The organism is Pseudoalteromonas sp. OFAV1, from assembly GCF_021532595.1.
In the GTDB taxonomy this organism is placed as follows: domain Bacteria; phylum Pseudomonadota; class Gammaproteobacteria; order Enterobacterales; family Alteromonadaceae; genus Pseudoalteromonas; species Pseudoalteromonas lipolytica_C.
On record NZ_JAKGBG010000035.1, the window covers coordinates 30,662 to 51,281 of the forward strand.

Consider the following 20,620-nt stretch of genomic DNA (forward strand, 5'->3'; position numbering starts at 1 on the left):
AACAACACAACATTGAGTATATTAAGATGTCTATTATTGAAAAACTTCTAGTTACCGCCTTTTGTACACTGATTTTATCTATCGTGTTAGGCACTTTATACAAGCGTAAAACAACTGATTTAAGCGACTGTTTTTCCCTATCACTCGTTAGTTTATTCAACTTCTTTGCTATCGTCACATTCATTATACTAGCATTAGTTTCAATCGTTATGCTGTTCGCCAGCGAGTCAAACGATAATGTTATTTCATTTTTCTTTTATGTCGGTAGTTTCATTATGGTAAGCATATTGTTACTTAACTATCTTTATTGTACTGGTATGGCCCTTGGACAAACTCTTCGAATCAAAGTGTTACGTATCGATAATAATAAAGAGATTAAACCAGAGCGATTTTTTAAAGTAATTATCAAACAAACAGCAGACAGATCCACTTTCTTCTAATGACAATAAAGGGATTAAATTATGATATTTGAACTAACATTCTCATGCCTGTTTTCAACAATGTTTTTTATAGAAGGTTTCTTCTGTAATACGCCTATTAATAGGAATAAAGGGTTTGGTGCGGGGAATAGTAATAGAGGTTCATTTTCGCGACTTCATATTATCAATGTATGTACCATCGCAATCCTTTTTTTCTTAATTATTATTGGTTTTCCTCTTTTTGCATTTCAAGGAACATTAATGACCCTTCTTGAGAATAATGGTGTAAACATCCTAATTTGTATTTTCTATATAGTCTCACTGAACTTATTGTATGCAATATTCTTTTCAGTAGGTCAGCAGGTAAAGATACTTGCAAAAGAAAAATTTCATTTAAATGTTAAATCACCTAATAAGGTATCAAAGCCCGTTGATGTTTTATATGCACTTTATAATGAAATACTAGAAAAAGATCTGTAAATAACAGAGCGCAGTATCGAGCGCCCTTTAATAGGATTGGCTATATGTTACAAATAAAGATATTTATTGATTTATCTTTATTTGCATGATATTATTCAGTTAACAAAAATTCCTGATGGAACCTTAAGATGACTATTCTACATAAATTTATTAATCCAGATGTTAACGTTGGTGCATTAATCATCACTGCATCACATAGACAACGCTTTGCTATTCGCGAAGCGCATCGCTTAGCTAACGAACCTTATCCAAATGTTGTCGCATGGGATAAATTTATTGAGAATATCTGGCAAGAAAGTAAGCATACCCTTGCTCAAAATCCTGATGTTTATATCTTGTCTAAATTAGAGCAAAAGGAACTATGGGAAAGCATCATCAATGAATGGGATGAAAACCAAAATGAAGTTAATCGACTTATTAATATTGAGTCAGTTGCCAAGTTAGCAAGCAAAGCATACGACACAAGTATTCTTTATCGTGTGAAGTTAACGTTAGATAAAGAACAAAACCACCCTATTGAAGTTGAAATGATGGAAAAGTGGGCAGATATTCTACGCACACGATTAGCTGAAATGAATGCTATGCTACCATCACATCAACATGCGATTGTAAGCAAATGGATCCGCGATAACGCCGTTGGTCTACCGTCAATTACATTCTATGGTTTCAGCTACCCTGACGCATTGCAACAAAGCGTATTCTACCACTTATGCACGAATGGCCACGCCAACATTACCTCACTTAACCCATGTGAAAAAAACACATTTAAGTGCGAAACATTTAATGGCTTAACTGATGAGATTACGGCTTGTGCTGAATGGGCAAAACAAAAGTATAAAGATAACCCAAATCAACAAATTGGTATTTTTATTCCCGATCTTGTTAATTACCAATCGGACGTTTTGCGCATTTTCGATAACACGCTAGTGCGACAATCGATGTACACCCCATTAGAGAATTGTGATCGCCCATACCGTATTTCACTTGGTACAGCGATCACAGAGCGCCCATTAATTAAAACGCTCATTAAATTAATGTTCATGAATCCCGGCAAAAAAATCTCATTCGATGAAATTTCCGCACTGCTTCGTAATCCATTCATTGGTGGCTACAAGTCGGAACATATTCGCCGTGCTAAGCTTGAAGCTGTTTTTCGTAAAGAAGGTTCTCCTAACATGAACTGGAATTACATCAATGATCAAATCAATCTAGAGCTTCTTAATGGCCAAACGAATCATTTCTTCTGTAAAGATTTTGCTGAACGCTGGAACAGATTTGCTGATTTTTATGACTATTACCCAAAATCTAACCTAACGCCTAGCGACATTGTTAGTTTTGTAAAAGAAGTTTATGCAATCTGGGGATTAGGTGAACGCGCTAATGCAACCGTAACAGACACTGAAATTGAGAAAATGTTATTTGACGCTGACAATGGCTGGCTGGTGGACTTTGCCAATATCCGAGTGTCTGAGTCACTTACTCTATCAAGAGGGCTTGTAAAGCTTAACAAGCTTATTAAAGACATCAGTTTCCAACCTGCAAGCGGCGCAAGTACAATTACCATTCTTTCAGAGTATGAAGCAAGCAACCTACCTTTTGATGCTGTTTGGGTGATGGGCTTAACGGATGAAGTATGGCCAAAATCACCAAACCCGAACCCATTTATCCTAAAAGAAAAGCAAATTGAATCGGATGTACCACACTCAAGCTTTCAGCAAGAATGTGATTACGCAATTGCGATGACAAAAGCGATTTTAACGCAAGCAAAAGAAGTGATCTTTAGTTACCCTAAAGTACAAGACAACCGCGAAAAATCACCGTCGAACATTATTACTGAACTTGCTAAAGTGAAGAATGTTATTGATCGTGATGAACCTTACCTTGCGTACAGTAATTTAATGCAAAGCACATCATTAAGAGAATTTGTTATTGATGACTTTGCACCGGCATTTAATGTAAACGATAAAGCTTCTGGCGGTACATCACTATTACGCGACCAAGCGCACTGCCCTTTTAAAGGTTTTATCAATCACAGACTAAGCGCTAAGTATCTTACAGAGCAGCAAACAGGACTATCTGCGGCGCTTCGTGGCGATGTTCTTCATGCATGCTTAGATAAGTTTTGGCGTCGTGTTAAGAACCAAGAAGCATTAGTCAATCTAATCGAAACAGATGGACTTACAGCATACTTGTCTAAAGTAGTAACGCAGTCTTTAGAATACTATCGCCAACGTTTCCCTGATATTTTCACTGACGCAATTGCTGATGTAGAGCATGACAGATTAGTCCCAACTCTTAAGACATGGATGGAATCATTCGAACAAGAACGCCATAACTTTGTGAACGTCGTTACTGAACAAAAGCGTGAAATTGAAATTAACAGTATCCGCTTATCAGTAACCGTCGATCATACTGACGAAACCGTTTATTCTGATGACGATGTTGTCGTTAATATTGCAGACAATAAGAGCGGTACAGTTACGCCAAGTGATTGGTTTGATGAAGAACGTCTTATGGAGCCTCAAGTACCACTGTACGCTGTAATTGAAAGTGATAGTGGCCGAAAAATTGGCTCTGTCACCTTCAAGAGCTTCAAACAAGGTTCAATGGGAAATAAAGGGATTGCTTCCGATAATCTTCTAGCTATTGGTATTAAGCCTATTCCTGAAGAAAAGCTTTCAGGCCATATTCAGACATGGAAGACTCAAATTCATGATATTGTTGATGAATTCAAATCAGGCCTCGCGTCAGTTAATCCACATAAAGTGGAAAAGTCATGCACATACTGTAACAATGCACCAGTATGTCGATTAAATGAAAAAGCAGATAACAAGATGATGCGCGAAAATGTCATTCCGGTAGTTAATGTCGGAGTTGAAGATGTTGTAATTGCTTGATATATAGACAAAATTACACTCTCAAACAAATTTGAGAGTGTAATGTAACAGTTAAGTATCCGATTATTTATAAATTCTATTTGGTAATCTTTTCTTACTCTTATTTATATCTAATACCAATATTTGTGTTTTACCTGAAATATCATTTAAAAGCTTATATCTTACATCTGCTCTAAATGGATACTCACTTACTTCTCTTTCGATTTTATCGTAAACCTTCTTCGGAATACCTAAATTATGTACTCTATTTCCACGCGCCTCAACATATTTAGAACCATTACGGTATTGGCCGCCTGATAATGACCCTTTTTGATCTATTAAATAATCCGCTGCTTCATAAGGTAAAAGGCTCTTTGTGATAGCGCTATGAAGGATTTTTATTGCTGAGTAGCGAGGACCTGTTGATGAGCCGTAAATGATAACATCAAGGGTTTGAGCCTGATATTCATCTAACTCTGAATAATCTTTGGAATGTAGCCACTCTCTAGGTGCAGTATATAAAACCATTTGTTTAAGTTCTTCAATTTCAAGTACCCTTGGTATATCACTTAAATCGATTTGAATACTACTTCTATTTAAAGCTCTTAAAGCATTAATCTTATCGTCTGAACAAGGACTTGTTACCATTATTTCAATATCAATAACTTCACCTTCACGTGTAAATCCCGTCACATCAGATCTGAACTTATCTCCAAATGTTACTTCGCATTTTGTATCAACCAGATATAAAGTTTCGCAAACTAGTTTTCGGTTTTCATAAAATGGGGCGATAAGTTTACTTTCAGTTTTTACTATGTTTTTTGCAGCAAAATGAAGGGCTGATTCATTTGAAGAGCATGCTCGGCATTCAAGCGAAGGATTTTTGTGTGCAAAATGATGAATATTGACTTCACCTTTTTTGGCGATTAACGGTGAGTTACAGTTTTCATCTAGGCAAAAGCATTTGCAGGCATCACCTCTGGGGACATCATCTATATGGACAGTCATACCATCACTATTTTTGGCATAAACCATTTTGCTTTCTTGAATCATAAACACCTCTAATATAAATAAGTGTTTATGATATTAAATTAATCGCTCAAGTAAAGGTATGTTTTATTCAACTATTAATTTAAGTTTTAGCACATAGCCCTTGCTTCAACATCCAATGTTCACATTGATTTTCATCCGTACACTTGTAACTTAATAAATTAGGATCAAAATCTGGCTTTAAGTAATATGTTTTTGAAACACCATTTACCTTTTCAAAAAACACTGAGTTCTCCCAGCGTATAAAACAAACTTTGGGTTTAGAGCTACTTAAGATCAGGTTAACTTCATGCCAGCCGGTATCGCCATACTCATCGATATTCAAGCAAACTGGTTTTTTACAAACCGGAAAGTCTTTAACTGGCACGTTTTCTTCTGCATTCAATATACATGGGATAATAACTGCCAACGCAGCTAAATAAGTAACTCTTTTCATAAAATATCCTTACGTTGTTTTAGGTTATTGTATTGATTTATTATGATAAAAGCAAATAAATATGCAAAATAAAGATATTGCATTTTATCTTTATTGCGGTATAATGACCTTATAAACTAAATAGTAAGGGCATTGTATGTCAAAGTATGAAATTCAAGATTTGGAAGCGAGAAAAAAAGCTCTCGATGTTACAGTTAGCGCGATCATTTCAGCTGGCGCAGGTGCCGGTAAAACAGGCATTATTGCTCGACGTCATTTAAACTGCTTATTAAATGTAGATAAGCCTGAACAAGTGCTTTCTATGACATTTACACGTGATGCAGCTTCTGAGATGCGTCATCGTATTGTTCAAATCTTAATTGACGCTAAAACAAAGCCTCGCCCTTCTAATGAGTACGAACAAGAAGGTTATGATATTGCGGTCAAAGTGTTAGAGAAAGACCGTAAAAACGAATGGAACATCATTGAGAACCCTCATAGACTTTCAATCATGACTATCGACAGTCTTTGCGCTCAAATTGTAAGACAAGTCCCCATTTTATCGGGTATGGGCGGTGACATGCAAATTGCAGAAGACCCTTTTGCAATTTATAACAAAGCATCTGCGCGAGTTATTGATAAAATTAATGATCCTGAGTCTGGTTTAGTTGATGATGTGAGAGGCCTGTTATTATACATGCACGGCAATCAACAGCGCTGTATTGACTTAATCTCATCAATGCTTGCCAAACGTGATCAGTGGATGCGTCATGTCATTCAGTCTGACTCTATCTTAGACCGCGAAAAAATGAAGCACGTTCTTGAAAACTTACTCAATGAGCAAGTTAACAAAGTGTGCAAATTATTTGGTCACCAAAGAGATAATATTTCAAAGTTATTAGACTTCGCAGCCTCAAATTTACCAGCTGACCATATTCTTTCACAAGGTGCTGATGAAATTGGCTATTGGGAACGTGCTGCTGAATTATTCTTAACTAAAGACAATAGCGTAAGAAAGTCTGTTAACAAGAACCTTGGTTTCCCAGCTGGCGCAGACGCGAAAGAAGCAAAAGAACTTTGGAAGTCAGTAGCAGAGCAGATCGATGAAGAACTAGCAGAAGCGCTAGCGAAAAATAAAAAGCTACCTTCAGGCTTAAATGATGAACAATGGGGATTGCTTGAAACCTTTTTCCGTTTATTATGGCAAGCTGTGATTGAGCTTAAAGTACTTTTTATTGAGGATGGCGAGGTTGATTTCACAGAGATTTCTCAACGTGCTTTATCTGTTTTAACTTACGATGGTGACATTGAAAATGATATCGCATTAAAGATGTTCTCATGGTATCGCCACATTCTTGTCGATGAAGTGCAAGACAATAACAGAACGCAATATCAATTTATCGCTGCACTCGTTCAAGAGTGGGATAGCAGCTTAGGCAATACACTGTTTTTAGTTGGTGATCCTAAACAATCAATCTATCGCTTCCGTGAAGCTGATGTTGGTTTATTTATTCAGTCTCAAGAATACGGTATCGGTAGTATTTCTTTTGAACTTCTTAGTTTAACTAGTAACTTCCGTTCAAGTGATGGTATTGTTAATTGGAATAACGAAGTTTATGCTCATTCATTCCCATCAAGCTCTGACATCTCTATGGGTGCCGTTAAATATACGGAATCTACGCCGGTTATTGAAGGTAAACTTAAAGAGCCAGTAACTGTCGTTCCATTGTTTGAAAATGACGATGAAAAAGAAGCTGAAGAAGTTATTAAGGCCGTAAAAGAGACTCTTGAGCGTAACCCATCAGGTGATATTGCGATATTAGTTCGTGCAAGAACGCACCTTGATAGCATTGCTAGTGCTTTATTTGATAACAAAATTTCTTATCAAGCCGTTGAAATTCAGCGTTTATCATCTAGACAGGTAATTATCGATGCGATTAGTTTATCAAAATCACTAACACATGCTTTTGATAATACTGCTTGGTTAGCGTTAATGCGTCTACCATGCGTTGGCCTTTCTCTTGCTGACATCACGACTCTATTCGAAAATATGGGTGAAGATGCCGTATTAGAACGACTTTATGACAATGAGCGCATCAGTAAACTATCTGGCAATGGCCGTGAAAAGGTTGATATTTTAAAGAAATGCTATGAATGGTCACAAGCAATGCTTGGCACCATTTCTATTCGTAACATCATTGAAGGGGTGTGGCTACAGCTGGGCGCACCATCTGGCTATTCAGACCGAGATATTCGCGATGTTCAAACGTTCTTTGGCCTTCTAGAAACGTATGGGTTTGATACTTGTATTGACTTCAATCAAGTCTCTCGACAACTTGATAAACTCTATGCACAGCCTAAGTTCTCTGAGGATACGAAAGTTACTCTTATGACTATTCATAAAGCTAAAGGCTTAGAGTTCGAAACAGTCATTATGCCGGGACTTGGTAAAGCGAGCAGAAATAGCGATTCTCCATTAATTCTTTGGCATGAATTTACATCATACGACTCTACTGAGCCTGAATTACTTGTGGCTCCAATTAAGAGCACAAAGGATGATCCTAACTATCAGTATCTGATGGATATGGAATCAGAAAAAGATGCTTATGAACGCGCTAGATTAATGTATGTTGGCACTACTCGACCTAAAAATAAGTTATATCTGATTGGTCATATTAACCAAAAAGACTTTGGTCCAGCACTGACATTGTCAAAATTGAAACAACCTGCATCTAAGTCTTGTTTAGCGGTTATTTGGGATAGTGTAAAAGATGACTACTTGACTGCGGCTATAGAGAAAGAAGTTAATGATCTTGAAGGTAACGACGACGAAGTTACAGTAGAGCCTTTTTACTATAAACGAGTTGAAAAGCCTAACTACCCAGCGCTTGAAGATCGCATTTAGTTAAAAGCTTACAAAATAACGTGACTATGCGTAGTTTTGTGAGTAGAATTAACATGTATTTTTTTGATACCCATTGTGAAGCTTAAGAAAGGAGAACGCGCTATTCTGCCCGTTTTCCTTTCTTTTTTAATAGCTAGCTTCAACACTCACCTAAATACTGCCGTAATAGCCTTTTACATCGTCAGATACCCACACAAGGCCCATCAATACTGCCCTCACCTTCCTATACAAACTTATCTAGTCTAATAATTACATGGTGTAATAAATATAAAAAAGCCCTGTTAAATATTATATTAACAGGGCTTTAATATTGTATGTATAAAAGTTAAAACATTAATACAATACTAACTACATAACAATCTATCGAGCATAGTTACGTTCTTGTCTTTCTATGATAGTTGCGCAGGTAACACAGTGAGTAGTAATAGGATTGTTAAGGATACGTGCAGTGATAATATCATCACATTCATCACAGTAACTAAAATCATCGCGATCAACGCGAGCAAGAGCGTTCTTTGTCTTTTGTAGTTGAATACGAGCAGCATTTTGTTGTGCAATAGTGTTCGCAAACTCTTCTGAGTTTGATCCTTCATCATCTGGCGACGATGATCGTACTTGTTGGTCAGCTAGCCCAACTCGGAAACCTTGAAGACGATTTGTTAGCATTTCAAAATCGCTTTGAAGGCGTGACTTTACCTCAACTAACTGCTCTTGAGTTAATTCTTTTTGTTCTAATTCAATCATAAAAACCTCATAAAATAAAAGCGCCATTTCGGCGCTAATTAACTGAGGTCATTATCTTCATTTGCTCTGTGAAAGTCAAACAAACATGCTCAAAATACAGGCATTTAATCAGTTTTTTTTAACTCATTTTCCCATTGCTCATACGAGAAAAATTTATTTAATCTCAGTTGAACTCTCGACTCTGATTTCAAGAAACTTTCAAGCTCTTGAGTTGGATTGTCAGAATTTATTGCTCGTGTAAATGCAGAACGAGACATTACTTTATCGATATTATTAGAGACTATCATTGCAAATAGAGGGTGAATTTCTTTTGCCTTTGTGATGACAGTATTTGCCAAGTTATCTTGCAGTGTTTCTTGCATTTGCTCTACAGCTTGGTCTTTATGGATATAAACTGTGCAATTACTGATAAGATGGTTTGACCAATCCTCTAGAGATTCATAGCCATATCGAGAAGTCATACGCTTAACTTCATTTAAAACTCGAAACTCATTCCAACTATTGGTTTCTCTTGAAAAGCAAATTGGCTCTAGAGTGTAAGATAAATTATCTAACAGTCTTGGATTGCAAGTATCTGAATTTAACGTAGCGATAATTTCATCAAACGTTTTCTCTGACGGTTCAATTTCTAAATCAGTGATTTGATCTGAATTACCTGTAGAAAAAAAGCTGTTAACTTTAGTTTGGTCTACATTACTTTCATTGTTGTTTGTTTCTAGCATACACATTTCCCTCTTTTTCGGGATTAATCCATTTTTGTATACAAAATTCGGACAAAGTTAGTAGTCCGCATTAGATTATGTGTTAAATTTAGTCTAATACTTTCGTTTAGTCAATTTAAATTTAACACATGTAATCAATTATATTAACATTAGCTACTAGATAGCTAACTACGCAAATTATAAGTGAATGTATTGCGGCTGTATTTTTTGAGAAGCTAAGCGCTCTTTTAGTTCTAAATTAAATTTGGGGCTCTTAAAAGCATCAATACTATCCGATAGTATGAATGCGCCAATACCAACACGTTTACGCTGTGATGAACGTAATGCATTTAATTTTCTAAAATCATCACTAAAATCATCTTCAGTTAGAGGTAGAGAAAGCGACTTGTTTGTATAATTCCACTGGTTATTCACTGTACTCATAGCTTCCTCTTGAAAAGCATTTGCGAGTGATTCAAGCGCTACTAAAAGCTCTTTCTCGGTGTTTTTCGAGTTACTATGAACAGCCTTAGGGTGAAAAATTGGTGTTCTTTGCGATGTTGATGATTTAAATAGAAGAGCATTAATAGGCTCATCAGGAAACAATGTATTAGCACTTGTAAAGTTGTTTGACTGTTCGAGCAAACTCATCGTTTCAATATAGCGATCAGAGCCATGGCCATATAAGTCATCAGCCTTCATTTCTACCATATCAAATGTAGTCAATGTCATTGTCTCATATAGATCGCCTTCAATCTTGAATTCAGCCCTACCATCTTTCATTAATGAAATTATGGTTTTTTTGAATTCAATATTTGGACCATATGGTCTATTACTATCACCATATTCCCCGGCAAGATCATCTTGCTTGTATCTGTTTTCTACATGAATGATTGCTTCATCAAAGCCTTCTGCTCCAACACACAGTACATCATCATCAAAAGGAAATAGCGAATCTTGCATTTCCTGATTGTAGAAAATATTGAATAAGTGAGTAAACAACTTATGGGCATTTCGTGTAAGCGTACATGTTATGTTTTCAATATCAATACTTAGAAACGTTTGCAGCGAATTCTCAATATTGTATTGCTTTGCGAACTTATTAAACTCACACTCAAGCTCATCTAAAGTGAAACGCTTTTCTGGCGTCAGATGTTCTAACTTAAACTCAGCTTCGTTAACAAGCCCACCCACATCTTTAATCAGCTTTCTAATAATAGAAACCGTTGTGCTGAAAGCATAGATTGACTGTTGTTCTTTTTCATTTGTGTTTAGTTCTAATGAAGCTAGCTGCATTATTATGCCCCACTTTATCTTATGTCTTAGTTGTTATTGTCAGGTAAAACTAATACCAAATACGCACACGATTATTAATTATTTTTTGACCACAGTCAATAAGATGATAAATTTTTATCGCTTTAATGTATTGATATTTATAAAAAATAATACTTTAGTCTTGTTAAGTGACAATAATGTTACGTATTTAATTTGTATATTAATTAAATGCAAATTTTATAATTAACCACCACTATTTGTGATGGTGCAAATCTTTTCTTTAGCTTTTGTAAACAAACCGCCTATTGTTGCGTTAAAGTTAATAACAATCTGTTCGTCTACCCTTTAATTATACCTAAAAAAGATATTTTGTCTATATCAAAGTAAGAGTATTTCTATCAATTCCTACTTTGATATGACTTACCGTTTAGCTTTACACCTTTTATTGATCAGGTTTAGCATTACTACCATCTTCTCTTTCTTGGTTTGGTTTAATAATAGTATCGTTTGATGTAAGGTTTTCAACAGTGGTAGCAATGTTAGTCTGAACAGTAGTATCTAATTCAGCTTCATAACTATTATCACTCATTTCAGAAACAAAAGGTTCTTTATGAGCACTATCTGGTACAATTTGCTTGGCAACGCATTGCTCGGTTTTTGGCGCCTCAAGCAGTGTATTAAGTTCTGAAAGTTCTTTAATAATTTTATAACGCTTACGCCCAAAATCCAAACGCTCTTTGAAGGTTAATACCTTTTCATCATACAACGTAACTAATTCTTTAATCTGCTTTTTGGTAATTCCAGATAATGCCAACTCTTGCATAAATCTGAATTTTTGTTCCATAAGAGAACTTCGGATTCGTTCGCTTATAAATGCACACATTAAACTCAAGCACAAAAAAGTGATTGCCATCACTACAAACCTAAACTCAGTAAATGATACTTTTGCATGAAAAATTGCATTAATATGATCTGGTAATGGTACTTCACTAAACAAATAGTTACCGTCATTTACGTTCACAGATAGAAAAAAGAATAGCATTCCTATCTGGAATGCCGCTAGCGAATAAACAATTACATACAGCGGTGCTACGCTAGTCTTCGTTAGTTGTGGAAATGCATCTTTCAATAAATTCATAAAGTCACCTTAGGAAATTTTTAGTCGAGTATAACTATACAAAAGTAAAATTCAACAGAATTCATAATATCTTTTTTTGTAGTTAATTATTCCAAAAAAAAGTTTGACTCAGGAATAATTATGCATAATATATTGCCCACAACTACTATGAGGTTTATATATGAAAATTAAAAATAGAGCTGCTAGTGACATACTAAGCAGTGAGTTACTAGCAAAGTCGCGTCTTGGCAGAGTAAAGAATGGTGATATCGTTCTCGTTCCTCACTACCTTCTGAAAAATACACATGCATTGCGTCATGTTACTCTTCTTACTGAATATGAGAGAACAAATACTATTGCTGATGGTGAACTTCGCGCTAAGTTCTGGGGAACCAATATTTTTGAACCTAGCTCGTATCGCGCTCTATTTAATAGACTCGATGAGGTGCAGAAACAAATTCCGCATGAAATGGGAATTGTCCAAGCTATTTGTGCGCGATAATATCTGAAGTATCAAGATTAAGGTTGTTTATATGATTCCCCATTCAAATTTAGATTCTTTTTATCAGCAAGTTGTTATTTACAATGAAAAGAAAGTTCGCCTTGAAAGCACGAAAAAAACTCTCAGTTTGTATAACTTTATTGCCCAGCTTGATTTTTTACAGCAAACTCTCTTTCTGAACCAGAAAAACTTTTTATTGTTAGGTGATAGTAGTAAGTCAGAAATTCAAAATGTATGTGTTGCCATATTCAAAACTCTCAAACTTGGCTTTCCTCCAACTGAACGTAATGAAATTGATATCCTTGCGATTGTCTCAAAGCATGAAAAACCTTCAGAGCCTGAATTTGATTACGCAAATAGTTCATTAGCTGAAATCCAATCTGAGTTCTCATATTTAAAATCTAAATTGTATTACCAGCTACATTCTGATTTGCATGGCACTCCACATGGTGAATACAATCTACCTGTTACAGATAACCTTATCTCGATACTTTGTGAAATAATCATACTTATTTCTAATATTTGTCCCAAATAACAGATTTTTAAGCATTATTATGAGGAAAACCTTGCTTTTTTCGAATTAGTCTATATAAAGATAAATAAGAGAGCAGGGATTTCCCTAAGTGCGTCCGAATACTCATTATGAGTAGCACTTCTCAAAGCACATACAAAACATAAGCCTAATTGCACTCTTTTTAACAAGAGGGCATGTGGATGCAATACGAAAATTTATCAATTTTTCGAGCGCCAGATGATCAGAAGATCGCTGGTTTTGAGATCGTAGAAGACTTCTTCAGAGAACTAAGTGTATCCGAGGGAAGCCTTCCTGTGTCTTTCTCAAATGAGGCTTTATTCCTAAACAAACAAGGCGTTTTTCAAGCGCTTTGCTTACTCATCGATTTTGGTGAACTGTCGGCTGCGAATGAATTTATCAAACAGAACCCTTTTATTTTAAAGGTTGATTTTAAAGTAAAAGGTCAAGAAAACGACACTGTTTACTCGCCATTTTTAATGTTAGCGCCTTATTTAATGACTAAATCACTACCGTCAGAGAGGACTACTGAATTAGTTGATAACATTCGCCCTCTCTTTTGTAATAAGGGGGCAAAGTTCGATTATGGCAGAAAGGAACTCCTTTATTCGTTCGAATTATGGCTTTCTCTTGGACTTGATTTGGTTAAGCCAAAATCTTACAACACGGTAGTACATTCTGTTATTGATTTAGCTTTTCACTACCAAATTGACAGTGCATATTTTGATAAAATCTTTATGTATACACTTTCTACACCAATGTATACAGGCGACTTTAAGCAATCGCTTTTTATTGATTTATTTAAGTATCTAGAAGATCTGTTAGAGGTTGTTGTTAAATTACCTGAAGGGCATAGTAAATCTAATTCATCATACGTGTATGTAACTTTGCTTATGAACGCTTACCTCAAACATGGTGGCCATACAATTTATGATAGAAATAAGGTTCAGAATGGGCAGTTTGAAGAAATTGCTAATTCTTTATCTGATTACATTAGATTCGGTGATGCAACTAGTTATAGACAGCTTCTTGAAATCATTTTTATTATTGAAACCAAACTAGATGTTTTCAAATCGACTGTTCCGTTAGATAAAAATTCTCTTATTCTTATCATGTATCTAAATGATTTGAATCCAATGAGTGCGTTACCTTTAGTAACAAACACTTATCAACGTGACACGTTACTTTCGATCCTTAAGTCTTAACCGGCTATGTAATGACTTCACAATCATTACATAGCTCTTATATCACTTTAAGACCAAAACCCAATGTAGTTCGAGTAATTCAGTTCATTAACCTGACTTTCCTTTACTTGAGCAGAGAATTGCACTTCAAAGAATAACGGCGAGTTAACTTTACCAAATTCGATTGCTAGTTCAGTGACTTTATCTTCTACAGAGTAGTTAAACAGAAACTTGTCCATTTTTAATAATTCAGGGTGTCTGTGCTTGATGTTTACTGGTATACCTTCTTTTGATTTCCATCGAGATTCTGATATTCGTAGCTCTATCGCCTTATCTTGATAAATATTTATAGTTCTTAACTCATTTGTTCTAAAGCGCGTTTTACTCCAATGTGTACTAGTTAATTTACTATCATTTCGAGTTAGAAACCCGTTAAGTGTAAATAGCTCATTCTGTCTATGATTCACTGATAATAATCGATTCTGTCTAATAAGCTCTAAGCTATAAATATAACCTTCACTCAGATTGTCAGGGTTAAGAAGGCATGTGCTCGGTGAGATACCGTTACTTACATGGCTATGACTCAAAACTGTTTCTGAACCTATATTTGGTAATATGTTACTTGCACCTATTTTTAATTCACTCATTGCAGATTTTATCGAATCAGAGACTTCTACTGATACTGGATAAGCCGCCACCTTCTTATCTCCCTTTACACTGTCAGACTCTATACCCGGATAGCCCCATGGCCTTTCCTTGCCTTGATAACCTTTAATTGTATTTGAAAAGATCCCTATCGCTGGATGTACTGAACGCTTATCTCTTCTATGGCGCCATACCCTTCCTGCTAACTGAACAACGCTCTTGTCGCTTAGTGGTTCCGTTAAAGCCCAGTCATAATCATGATCACGACCGGTCTCTTGAATGCTAGTCGTGGACACTATAACTTTCACATTCGTTCTACCTTCAAGCATCGCCTGCTCAACAAGTTCAGTAATAATTGGGTGTTCAACAACATCGTTTGTATTTCTATTAAGTAACTCATCTAACAATGTTTCAGTAACGTAGCGGTCGGCATTTAACATTTGTGAGTGGTAACATACGATTTTGAAGTAAGTGTTATCGAATTCTTGTTCTGACAAGTGGAGTGCATAATGCTGAGCATTCTTAACGTGGTTAAACCTTACAAACCCAACAGATACCTTTATTCCACCACTCGTTACTTGATGATGCTGTTGGTGCATCAACATCAAAGCTGAATCAACCTTTTTAAAGTCAATATCCTTATCTATTTCGCTTTCAACATCTATAAATTTTATTTTGTGCTGGATTGGCTGACTCTTTAAGGTTTCGGCGAATTTATTTGTAAATTCTGATAAGTTTTCTTTAGCCTTAGTTAACGATTCATATCGGTTGAACTCAATATAGGGTTCGTTATCCGCCACAAAGTATATACTAAGTTCCTTACGTTCTGAGTCACCATCACCTATGCCTAAGTAGTAACTTTCCATTAATGAACTCAGAATTACACTGCTCGACGTTGCTGACGCAATAATTACTTTACGGCCATAGTATCCAGACAAATAAAGTAACTTACCTATCGAGATAAGATCTTTAGCGTCATAGTCATCAATTTCATCGAGTATAAGATCAGTGCTTTTTAAAATATACAGTAACTTAGTATCTACCCCTTTTGTTTGCGACACCGCGCTAATCATGTAATCAATTGTCATGACACTTATCGGTGAATTAAGCATCTGTTGCTCATTTGATTTATTAAAAATATCTTCTACTTCATTTTCTAAATTTAGATTACTACCTGACGATACAAACTCATATTCTTTTTCATCTAAAAAAGCATCTGAACCCATATCAAAAGACTTATTTTCTTGATTTTCATGCGGCCTTTTTTGAATTTGACTATCAACTGTCCTTGCACCAATAAGCATTGATACGTCTTCATTTTTGAAGCCAATAAGTTCAGATATATAACTTTTGTATGTTTGAGTTACAAGTGATCTTCGACCTAACAATACAGCTATACGAACTTTATTACCGGCAGATGAAAGAATTAACGGTGCTCCTTTGGTTTTACCTGCTCCGGTTTTTGACAAAATTATTCCAAATGATGGTTCATTTTCATTTACAGAGCTACGCAAATGACTTGCAGCGATATCTTGCCAACAGAAAGGAGTAGCCGCATTTTTCACATTTCTTGGTGACATCTGAGCTGGGAGCTCACTTTGTTCTAAGTATGATAATTGCTGCTCACCAAATTCCGTGAAGTATTTATGGAATATTTGACCTGATTTTTCTTGTACATCTAAAAGATGCTTTTCCAAGCTATCTGCCCAAACATAACCCCCATCCTCTTTTGTGTTTGCATATGTAATTAGGTCAGGCTCTTGCTGCTCGCATGTTTCTTTGTTAATACTACTTAGATAGTCAGAGTAAATCAGTGAAGGCCGCGCTTTATAAACTAGGTGTGTTATCCATGAATTCGATTTCTCAAGCTTGAGATCTTTTAATATGTTCGGCTTTCTATTTAATATTTCGTTCACTTCAGTGACCAGTGACGAAAATGTACTTAGCCATTTTTGAGATTTCCAAGGCCCGGTATGAGTTAAAGTTAAGAAATCTTGAACATCATTAGAAAAGTTCTGATTTAGAAATTTCTTTGATATGATCATCTTTAGTATTGAAGATGATTGGCCATTATCTGCTGACTTTACGCGACTTCTTTGTCGTTTCTTTGTGTTAGCTACTTGCTTTATTTCACCGTCTAATAGTTTATGATGCGTTAGTACTAGCCACAGTAAACTTGTATCCAATGGGTTTTCACTCATACCTTCCATTGAGATTGCACGTTCTAACAGCATAGAACAATTGCTTTCCGTAATAACAGATGACTTCTCTTTTGATGCTATTAAGTAGTTTTGTAGGTCTTCTGAAACCAAATTCAAATCCGCTTGTGCATATTGCTCAAAGTATAATTTTATGCTATCTTTATTTGTAAGATTTACTAAACTTTTTCTTCTTAAAACACTATTTAGGATAAGCGCACTTGATATTTCATGTCTAATAATATCTCTTTCTGCAACTTTCTTTGACAAAGATGCTTTTAATTTGTTTTGAAAACCAATTGTAGCCTTGCCTAAATCGTGACATAAGCCAGCTAACATAGTTATTAATTTTAATAACTTATATTCATCAGTTAAATTGCTATCAATAACTAGTCGTTTTTCGTGAAAAGTAGAGTAAGAATAAGTTCCATCTTCATCAAAGCTATTACTATTACCTATTATCCAAAGTAATGTAGAAGGCCTAAGCCCTTTGTGCAGAAAGCATGCTATAGAGTTTGATCTAGTTGCGACTTTTTTTAAATCTGTCGTTAGAGCATCCATCCCATTTTTTGATAAATGGCCAGTCCATGTTCGCCTTGATACTTGAGTTAAATATCCACTTAAAATTCTACGTGATCTTATTGCTGACTTCTTTGTACATTCACTTACTATCGTTACTACCACAATCGACCTTAGATATATTCTTTACAACATTAAACATCTTACTTAATACCCCAAACTTATCAAAATAATTTATAACATCTTTTCTAAAGGTTTGATCATTGTCACCTTCGCTCGCAGACACAAATGCTGAAGGTAATATAATTGCATCCTTGTATACATCAGCAATATCAAAAACTAAAGCGCCTCTTCTTGTCTTACCATGAATAACCGCTAATGATGGCGGTACTCCTAGCCCCCATAATGCAACACTAGCAGCTCCATATGCTAAATAATTGCCATGGTCTAAGAGCTGATTTACATCGTCTCCTGTTCTTGTTTCTCTTTTAAATTTTTCAATACTGTAAGAACTCGCAAGTAATTTGTATAACCCTTTGGTAAAATTAGCCTCGTACCCAAGTAACTCTTCTACCGACACTACCCTTAACAAACCAGCTCGATATTTTTCTGCTAGACTTTGTAGAATAGCGCTATCCACTTTAGCTATTTTTGGTAAGATGTTTAGAACATTCTCTATTCTATATTCCTGAAGAAGCACACCTCTTTTGAGTCTTTCTTTTGGTTCATGCCACCACCCTATCCAATTTTGGAGAAATTCTGTCGGCCGGTACTCTGAATTTGAAGCTAGAAATAAAGGCACACCGCCACCTGAAGTAAACCCAACATTTACCCCCTCTGAAGAAAGCATTTTAGCTGCTGAAGCTGTTATCGACGTTCCGGGACCTAGTAGCAATAGCGACAAGTTTAAGTGAGGTATAGAAAACGACTTTGAAACACCGTTCTTTGATTTAATGTATGAAACCCTTGCATCCTTTGAAACTATTCTGCAATATTCAACATAAGTAACAGAGTTTTTCTGCGAAATTAAGATAGACATTATATTATTACCTTGCTTTTTAAAAAGATGGTTTTTTGTGCAAATTAACACTAAGCATATGATACTTAGTGTTTTTATGTCAATTTTTACTAGTTACCCGCCACATAGGCGGCTTAAAGAAACTCTTGTTTTCTAGCTTCACACTTTCTGATGTTACCCGCCACATAGGCGGCTTAAAGATTAAAAAACCTTGTTTAAGACTGCTTTTAAGGGTTACCCGCCACATAGGCGGCTTAAAGAAGTAGCTCTAACGCTGCCGCATAGTCAGTTTGGTTACCCGCCACATAGGCGGCTTAAAGAATATACTGGTTCTGATAATCAAATTTACATTTGTTACCCGCCACATAGGCGGCTTAAAGACTTTTTATGAAAATCAAGGTGGTGATTTTTACGTTACCCGCCACATAGGCGGCTTAAAGATTTCTTGGCAATAGCAGGGAACAGTACCTTCAGTTACCCGCCACATAGGCGGCTTAAAGACATAAAAAATGAAATTATTCGTCCAAAGCAACGTTACCCGCCACATAGGCGGCTTAAAGATATTTTTAACTCTCAAAACTGGGTTAATGAAAGTTACCCGCCACATAGGCGGCTTAAAGATGTGTTCGACTTTGGCAACGAATACTTAGCGTGTTACCCGCCACATAGGCGGCTTAAAGATTTTAGTCTAATATTTTTGCCCCCTTCAGGGTGTTACCCGCCACATAGGCGGCTTAAAGACCCACAATCTGCTTAAAATAAGACATCTGACAGTTACCCGCCACATAGGCGGCTTAAAGAGAATTTAAAGGGGTCAAGGGGGGAAACCTCTTGTTACCCGCCACATAGGCGGCTTAAAGACCTCCTGTCATAAGACCTTTTTTGCTTAAAATGTTACCCGCCACATAGGCGGCTTAAAGATATGATTTGTGAGGTTCGATGCACAAACTCAAGTTACCCGCCACATAGGCGGCTTAAAGAATAACAATTCTTCTCCAGTGCGAAATTTGAAAGTTACCCGCCACATAGGCGGCTTAAAGAAAAGGGACAATCACTAAGTGCATGTGTGGTGTGTTACCCGCCACATAGGCGGCTTAAAGATGAGCAGTTCTTCTTGTTGTTTTTCAAATACTGTTACCCGCCACATAGGCGGCTTAAAGAATTGGTATGATGCTGAAGCTCCGGCTCCCAACGTTACCCGCCACATAGGCGGCTTAAAGATTGTTATTGTTATGTTTCATTTTCTGTTAATTGTTACCCGCCACATAGGCGGCTTAAAGACTTTAAAATTAACCCCCTATTTTTCAAGATCGGTTACCCGCCACATAGGCGGCTTAAAGATATTGAACTTTAAGTGATTTTTAGACGCAAGTGTTACCCGCCACATAGGCGGCTTAAAGAGCAACAACAGCATCTTTTCGATACTTTTTGATGTTACCCGCCACATAGGCGGCTTAAAGATGAAGATGAAGAAACTATCACTATCGATCCATGTTACCCGCCACATAGGCGGCTTAAAGACTCAATTTTTTTAAGAACGCCTCAATTGCATCGTTACCCGCCACATAGGCGGCTTAAAGATCGCGAACGCGGGGTAGTTGTCTTTTGTTCGAGTTACCCGCCACATAGGCGGCTTAAAGAGTTTTCAGTGCTCAAAAATGGACTGATGAAAAGTTACCCGCCACATAGGCGGCTTAAAGAATCGGGGTCTCGATGAGGAACGGGCATTGTTCGTTACCCGCCACATAGGCGGCTTAAAGAATAAAAACTTTTTAGCGGCTTGTTTTTTGCTCGTTACCCGCCACATAGGCGGCTTAAAGAGCCAACGGTTGATCCTGTTTTGCTGCGCCACCGTTACCCGCCACATAGGCGGCTTAAAGATTGGATAATGTATAATAAGTTCCATACTTAACGTTACCCGCCACATAGGCGGCTTAAAGATGCTCTGGTGCTTGCCTTATTTAAAAAAGAAAGTTACCCGCCACATAGGCGGCTTAAAGACACCGAGATCCCGATGGCCAGTTCTACCGACTGTTACCC

At 36.5% G+C, this 20,620-nt stretch carries 15 protein-coding genes and 1 CRISPR repeat array; of the genes, 7 read left to right on the forward strand and 8 right to left on the reverse strand.

Features of this window, described 5'->3' with window-relative positions:
• The first annotated feature begins 26 nt into the window (after positions 1-26).
• The 3 genes from L1267_RS16915 (at position 27) to L1267_RS16925 (ending at position 3,796) form a co-directional block, all read left to right on the forward strand.
• Positions 27-440, forward strand: a complete 414-nt coding sequence (locus tag L1267_RS16915) for a hypothetical protein (RefSeq protein ID WP_235383527.1) — start codon at positions 27-29, stop codon at positions 438-440.
• A gap of 21 nt (positions 441-461) precedes the next feature.
• Positions 462-899, forward strand: a complete 438-nt coding sequence (locus L1267_RS16920) for a hypothetical protein (protein WP_235383528.1) — start codon at positions 462-464, stop codon at positions 897-899.
• 128 nt (positions 900-1,027) lie between these two features.
• A complete protein-coding gene (locus tag L1267_RS16925) occupies positions 1,028-3,796 on the forward strand; it encodes a PD-(D/E)XK nuclease family protein (protein ID WP_235383529.1) in 2,769 nt (922 codons plus the stop codon).
• Positions 3,797-3,859: 63 nt separating this feature from the next.
• Here L1267_RS16925 and L1267_RS16930 read toward each other — a convergent pair whose 3' ends face one another.
• Entirely contained in the window at positions 3,860-4,828 is a 969-nt protein-coding gene (locus L1267_RS16930; RefSeq protein WP_235383530.1) for a competence protein CoiA family protein, read from the reverse strand.
• A 79-nt stretch (positions 4,829-4,907) separates the two neighbouring features.
• Positions 4,908-5,261, reverse strand: coding sequence for a hypothetical protein (locus L1267_RS16935; RefSeq protein ID WP_235383531.1), 354 nt, complete (start codon positions 5,259-5,261; stop codon positions 4,908-4,910).
• Between the two features lie 136 nt (positions 5,262-5,397).
• On the opposite strand from L1267_RS16935, the gene L1267_RS16940 reads away from it, so the two are divergent.
• Entirely contained in the window at positions 5,398-8,145 is a 2,748-nt protein-coding gene (locus tag L1267_RS16940) for a UvrD-helicase domain-containing protein (RefSeq protein WP_235383532.1), read from the forward strand.
• A 360-nt stretch (positions 8,146-8,505) separates the two neighbouring features.
• Here L1267_RS16940 and L1267_RS16945 read toward each other — a convergent pair whose 3' ends face one another.
• From L1267_RS16945 to L1267_RS16960, 4 genes are all read right to left on the reverse strand, one after another.
• Entirely contained in the window at positions 8,506-8,889 is a 384-nt protein-coding gene (locus L1267_RS16945) for a hypothetical protein (RefSeq protein WP_235383533.1), read from the reverse strand.
• A gap of 104 nt (positions 8,890-8,993) precedes the next feature.
• Positions 8,994-9,611: a hypothetical protein gene (locus L1267_RS16950; protein WP_235383534.1), complete on the reverse strand. Its 618-nt coding sequence runs from the start codon at positions 9,609-9,611 to the stop codon at positions 8,994-8,996.
• A gap of 177 nt (positions 9,612-9,788) precedes the next feature.
• Positions 9,789-10,886: a hypothetical protein gene (locus L1267_RS16955; RefSeq protein ID WP_235383535.1), complete on the reverse strand. Its 1,098-nt coding sequence runs from the start codon at positions 10,884-10,886 to the stop codon at positions 9,789-9,791.
• A gap of 421 nt (positions 10,887-11,307) precedes the next feature.
• Positions 11,308-12,003, reverse strand: coding sequence for a hypothetical protein (locus L1267_RS16960; RefSeq protein ID WP_235383536.1), 696 nt, complete (start codon positions 12,001-12,003; stop codon positions 11,308-11,310).
• Positions 12,004-12,163: 160 nt separating this feature from the next.
• Here L1267_RS16960 and L1267_RS16965 point away from each other — a divergent pair, with 160 nt between their 5' ends.
• From L1267_RS16965 to L1267_RS16975, 3 genes are all read left to right on the forward strand, one after another.
• Positions 12,164-12,484, forward strand: a complete 321-nt coding sequence (locus L1267_RS16965) for a hypothetical protein (RefSeq protein ID WP_235383537.1) — start codon at positions 12,164-12,166, stop codon at positions 12,482-12,484.
• 31 nt (positions 12,485-12,515) lie between these two features.
• Positions 12,516-13,019, forward strand: a complete 504-nt coding sequence (locus L1267_RS16970; RefSeq protein WP_235383538.1) for a hypothetical protein — start codon at positions 12,516-12,518, stop codon at positions 13,017-13,019.
• Between the two features lie 179 nt (positions 13,020-13,198).
• The gene (locus tag L1267_RS16975) at positions 13,199-14,221 is read left to right on the forward strand and encodes a hypothetical protein (RefSeq protein ID WP_235383539.1); all 1,023 of its coding nucleotides are present in this window, start codon (positions 13,199-13,201) and stop codon (positions 14,219-14,221) included.
• A gap of 47 nt (positions 14,222-14,268) precedes the next feature.
• On the opposite strand, the gene L1267_RS16980 is transcribed toward L1267_RS16975, so the two are convergent.
• Both L1267_RS16980 and cas1f read right to left on the reverse strand, forming a co-directional pair.
• Positions 14,269-17,727, reverse strand: a complete 3,459-nt coding sequence (locus tag L1267_RS16980; RefSeq protein WP_328248094.1) for an HD domain-containing protein — start codon at positions 17,725-17,727, stop codon at positions 14,269-14,271.
• The gene (gene cas1f / locus L1267_RS16985; protein ID WP_235383541.1) at positions 17,705-18,601 is read right to left on the reverse strand and encodes a type I-F CRISPR-associated endonuclease Cas1f; all 897 of its coding nucleotides are present in this window, start codon (positions 18,599-18,601) and stop codon (positions 17,705-17,707) included. The genes L1267_RS16980 and cas1f overlap by 23 nt, the downstream gene beginning before the upstream one ends.
• Before the next feature lie 92 nt (positions 18,602-18,693).
• Positions 18,694-20,581: direct repeats of the CRISPR family, unit length 28 nt; unit sequence GTTACCCGCCACATAGGCGGCTTAAAGA.
• The last annotated feature ends 39 nt before the right edge of the window (positions 20,582-20,620 follow it).

Bases quoted from the DNA above. Each gene is read 5' to 3' on its own strand.
- L1267_RS16915 (WP_235383527.1), top strand. From the start codon at position 27: ATGTCTATTATTGAAAAACTTCTAGTTACCGCCTTTTGTACACTGATT.
- L1267_RS16920 (WP_235383528.1), top strand. From the start codon at position 462: ATGATATTTGAACTAACATTCTCATGCCTGTTTTCAACAATGTTTTTT.
- L1267_RS16925 (WP_235383529.1), top strand. From the start codon at position 1,028: ATGACTATTCTACATAAATTTATTAATCCAGATGTTAACGTTGGTGCA.
- L1267_RS16930 (WP_235383530.1), bottom strand. From the start codon at position 4,828: ATGATTCAAGAAAGCAAAATGGTTTATGCCAAAAATAGTGATGGTATG.
- L1267_RS16935 (WP_235383531.1), bottom strand. From the start codon at position 5,261: ATGAAAAGAGTTACTTATTTAGCTGCGTTGGCAGTTATTATCCCATGT.
- L1267_RS16940 (WP_235383532.1), top strand. From the start codon at position 5,398: ATGTCAAAGTATGAAATTCAAGATTTGGAAGCGAGAAAAAAAGCTCTC.
- L1267_RS16945 (WP_235383533.1), bottom strand. From the start codon at position 8,889: ATGATTGAATTAGAACAAAAAGAATTAACTCAAGAGCAGTTAGTTGAG.
- L1267_RS16950 (WP_235383534.1), bottom strand. From the start codon at position 9,611: ATGCTAGAAACAAACAACAATGAAAGTAATGTAGACCAAACTAAAGTT.
- L1267_RS16955 (WP_235383535.1), bottom strand. From the start codon at position 10,886: ATGCAGCTAGCTTCATTAGAACTAAACACAAATGAAAAAGAACAACAG.
- L1267_RS16960 (WP_235383536.1), bottom strand. From the start codon at position 12,003: ATGAATTTATTGAAAGATGCATTTCCACAACTAACGAAGACTAGCGTA.
- L1267_RS16965 (WP_235383537.1), top strand. From the start codon at position 12,164: ATGAAAATTAAAAATAGAGCTGCTAGTGACATACTAAGCAGTGAGTTA.
- L1267_RS16970 (WP_235383538.1), top strand. From the start codon at position 12,516: ATGATTCCCCATTCAAATTTAGATTCTTTTTATCAGCAAGTTGTTATT.
- L1267_RS16975 (WP_235383539.1), top strand. From the start codon at position 13,199: ATGCAATACGAAAATTTATCAATTTTTCGAGCGCCAGATGATCAGAAG.
- cas1f (WP_235383541.1), bottom strand. From the start codon at position 18,601: ATGTCTATCTTAATTTCGCAGAAAAACTCTGTTACTTATGTTGAATAT.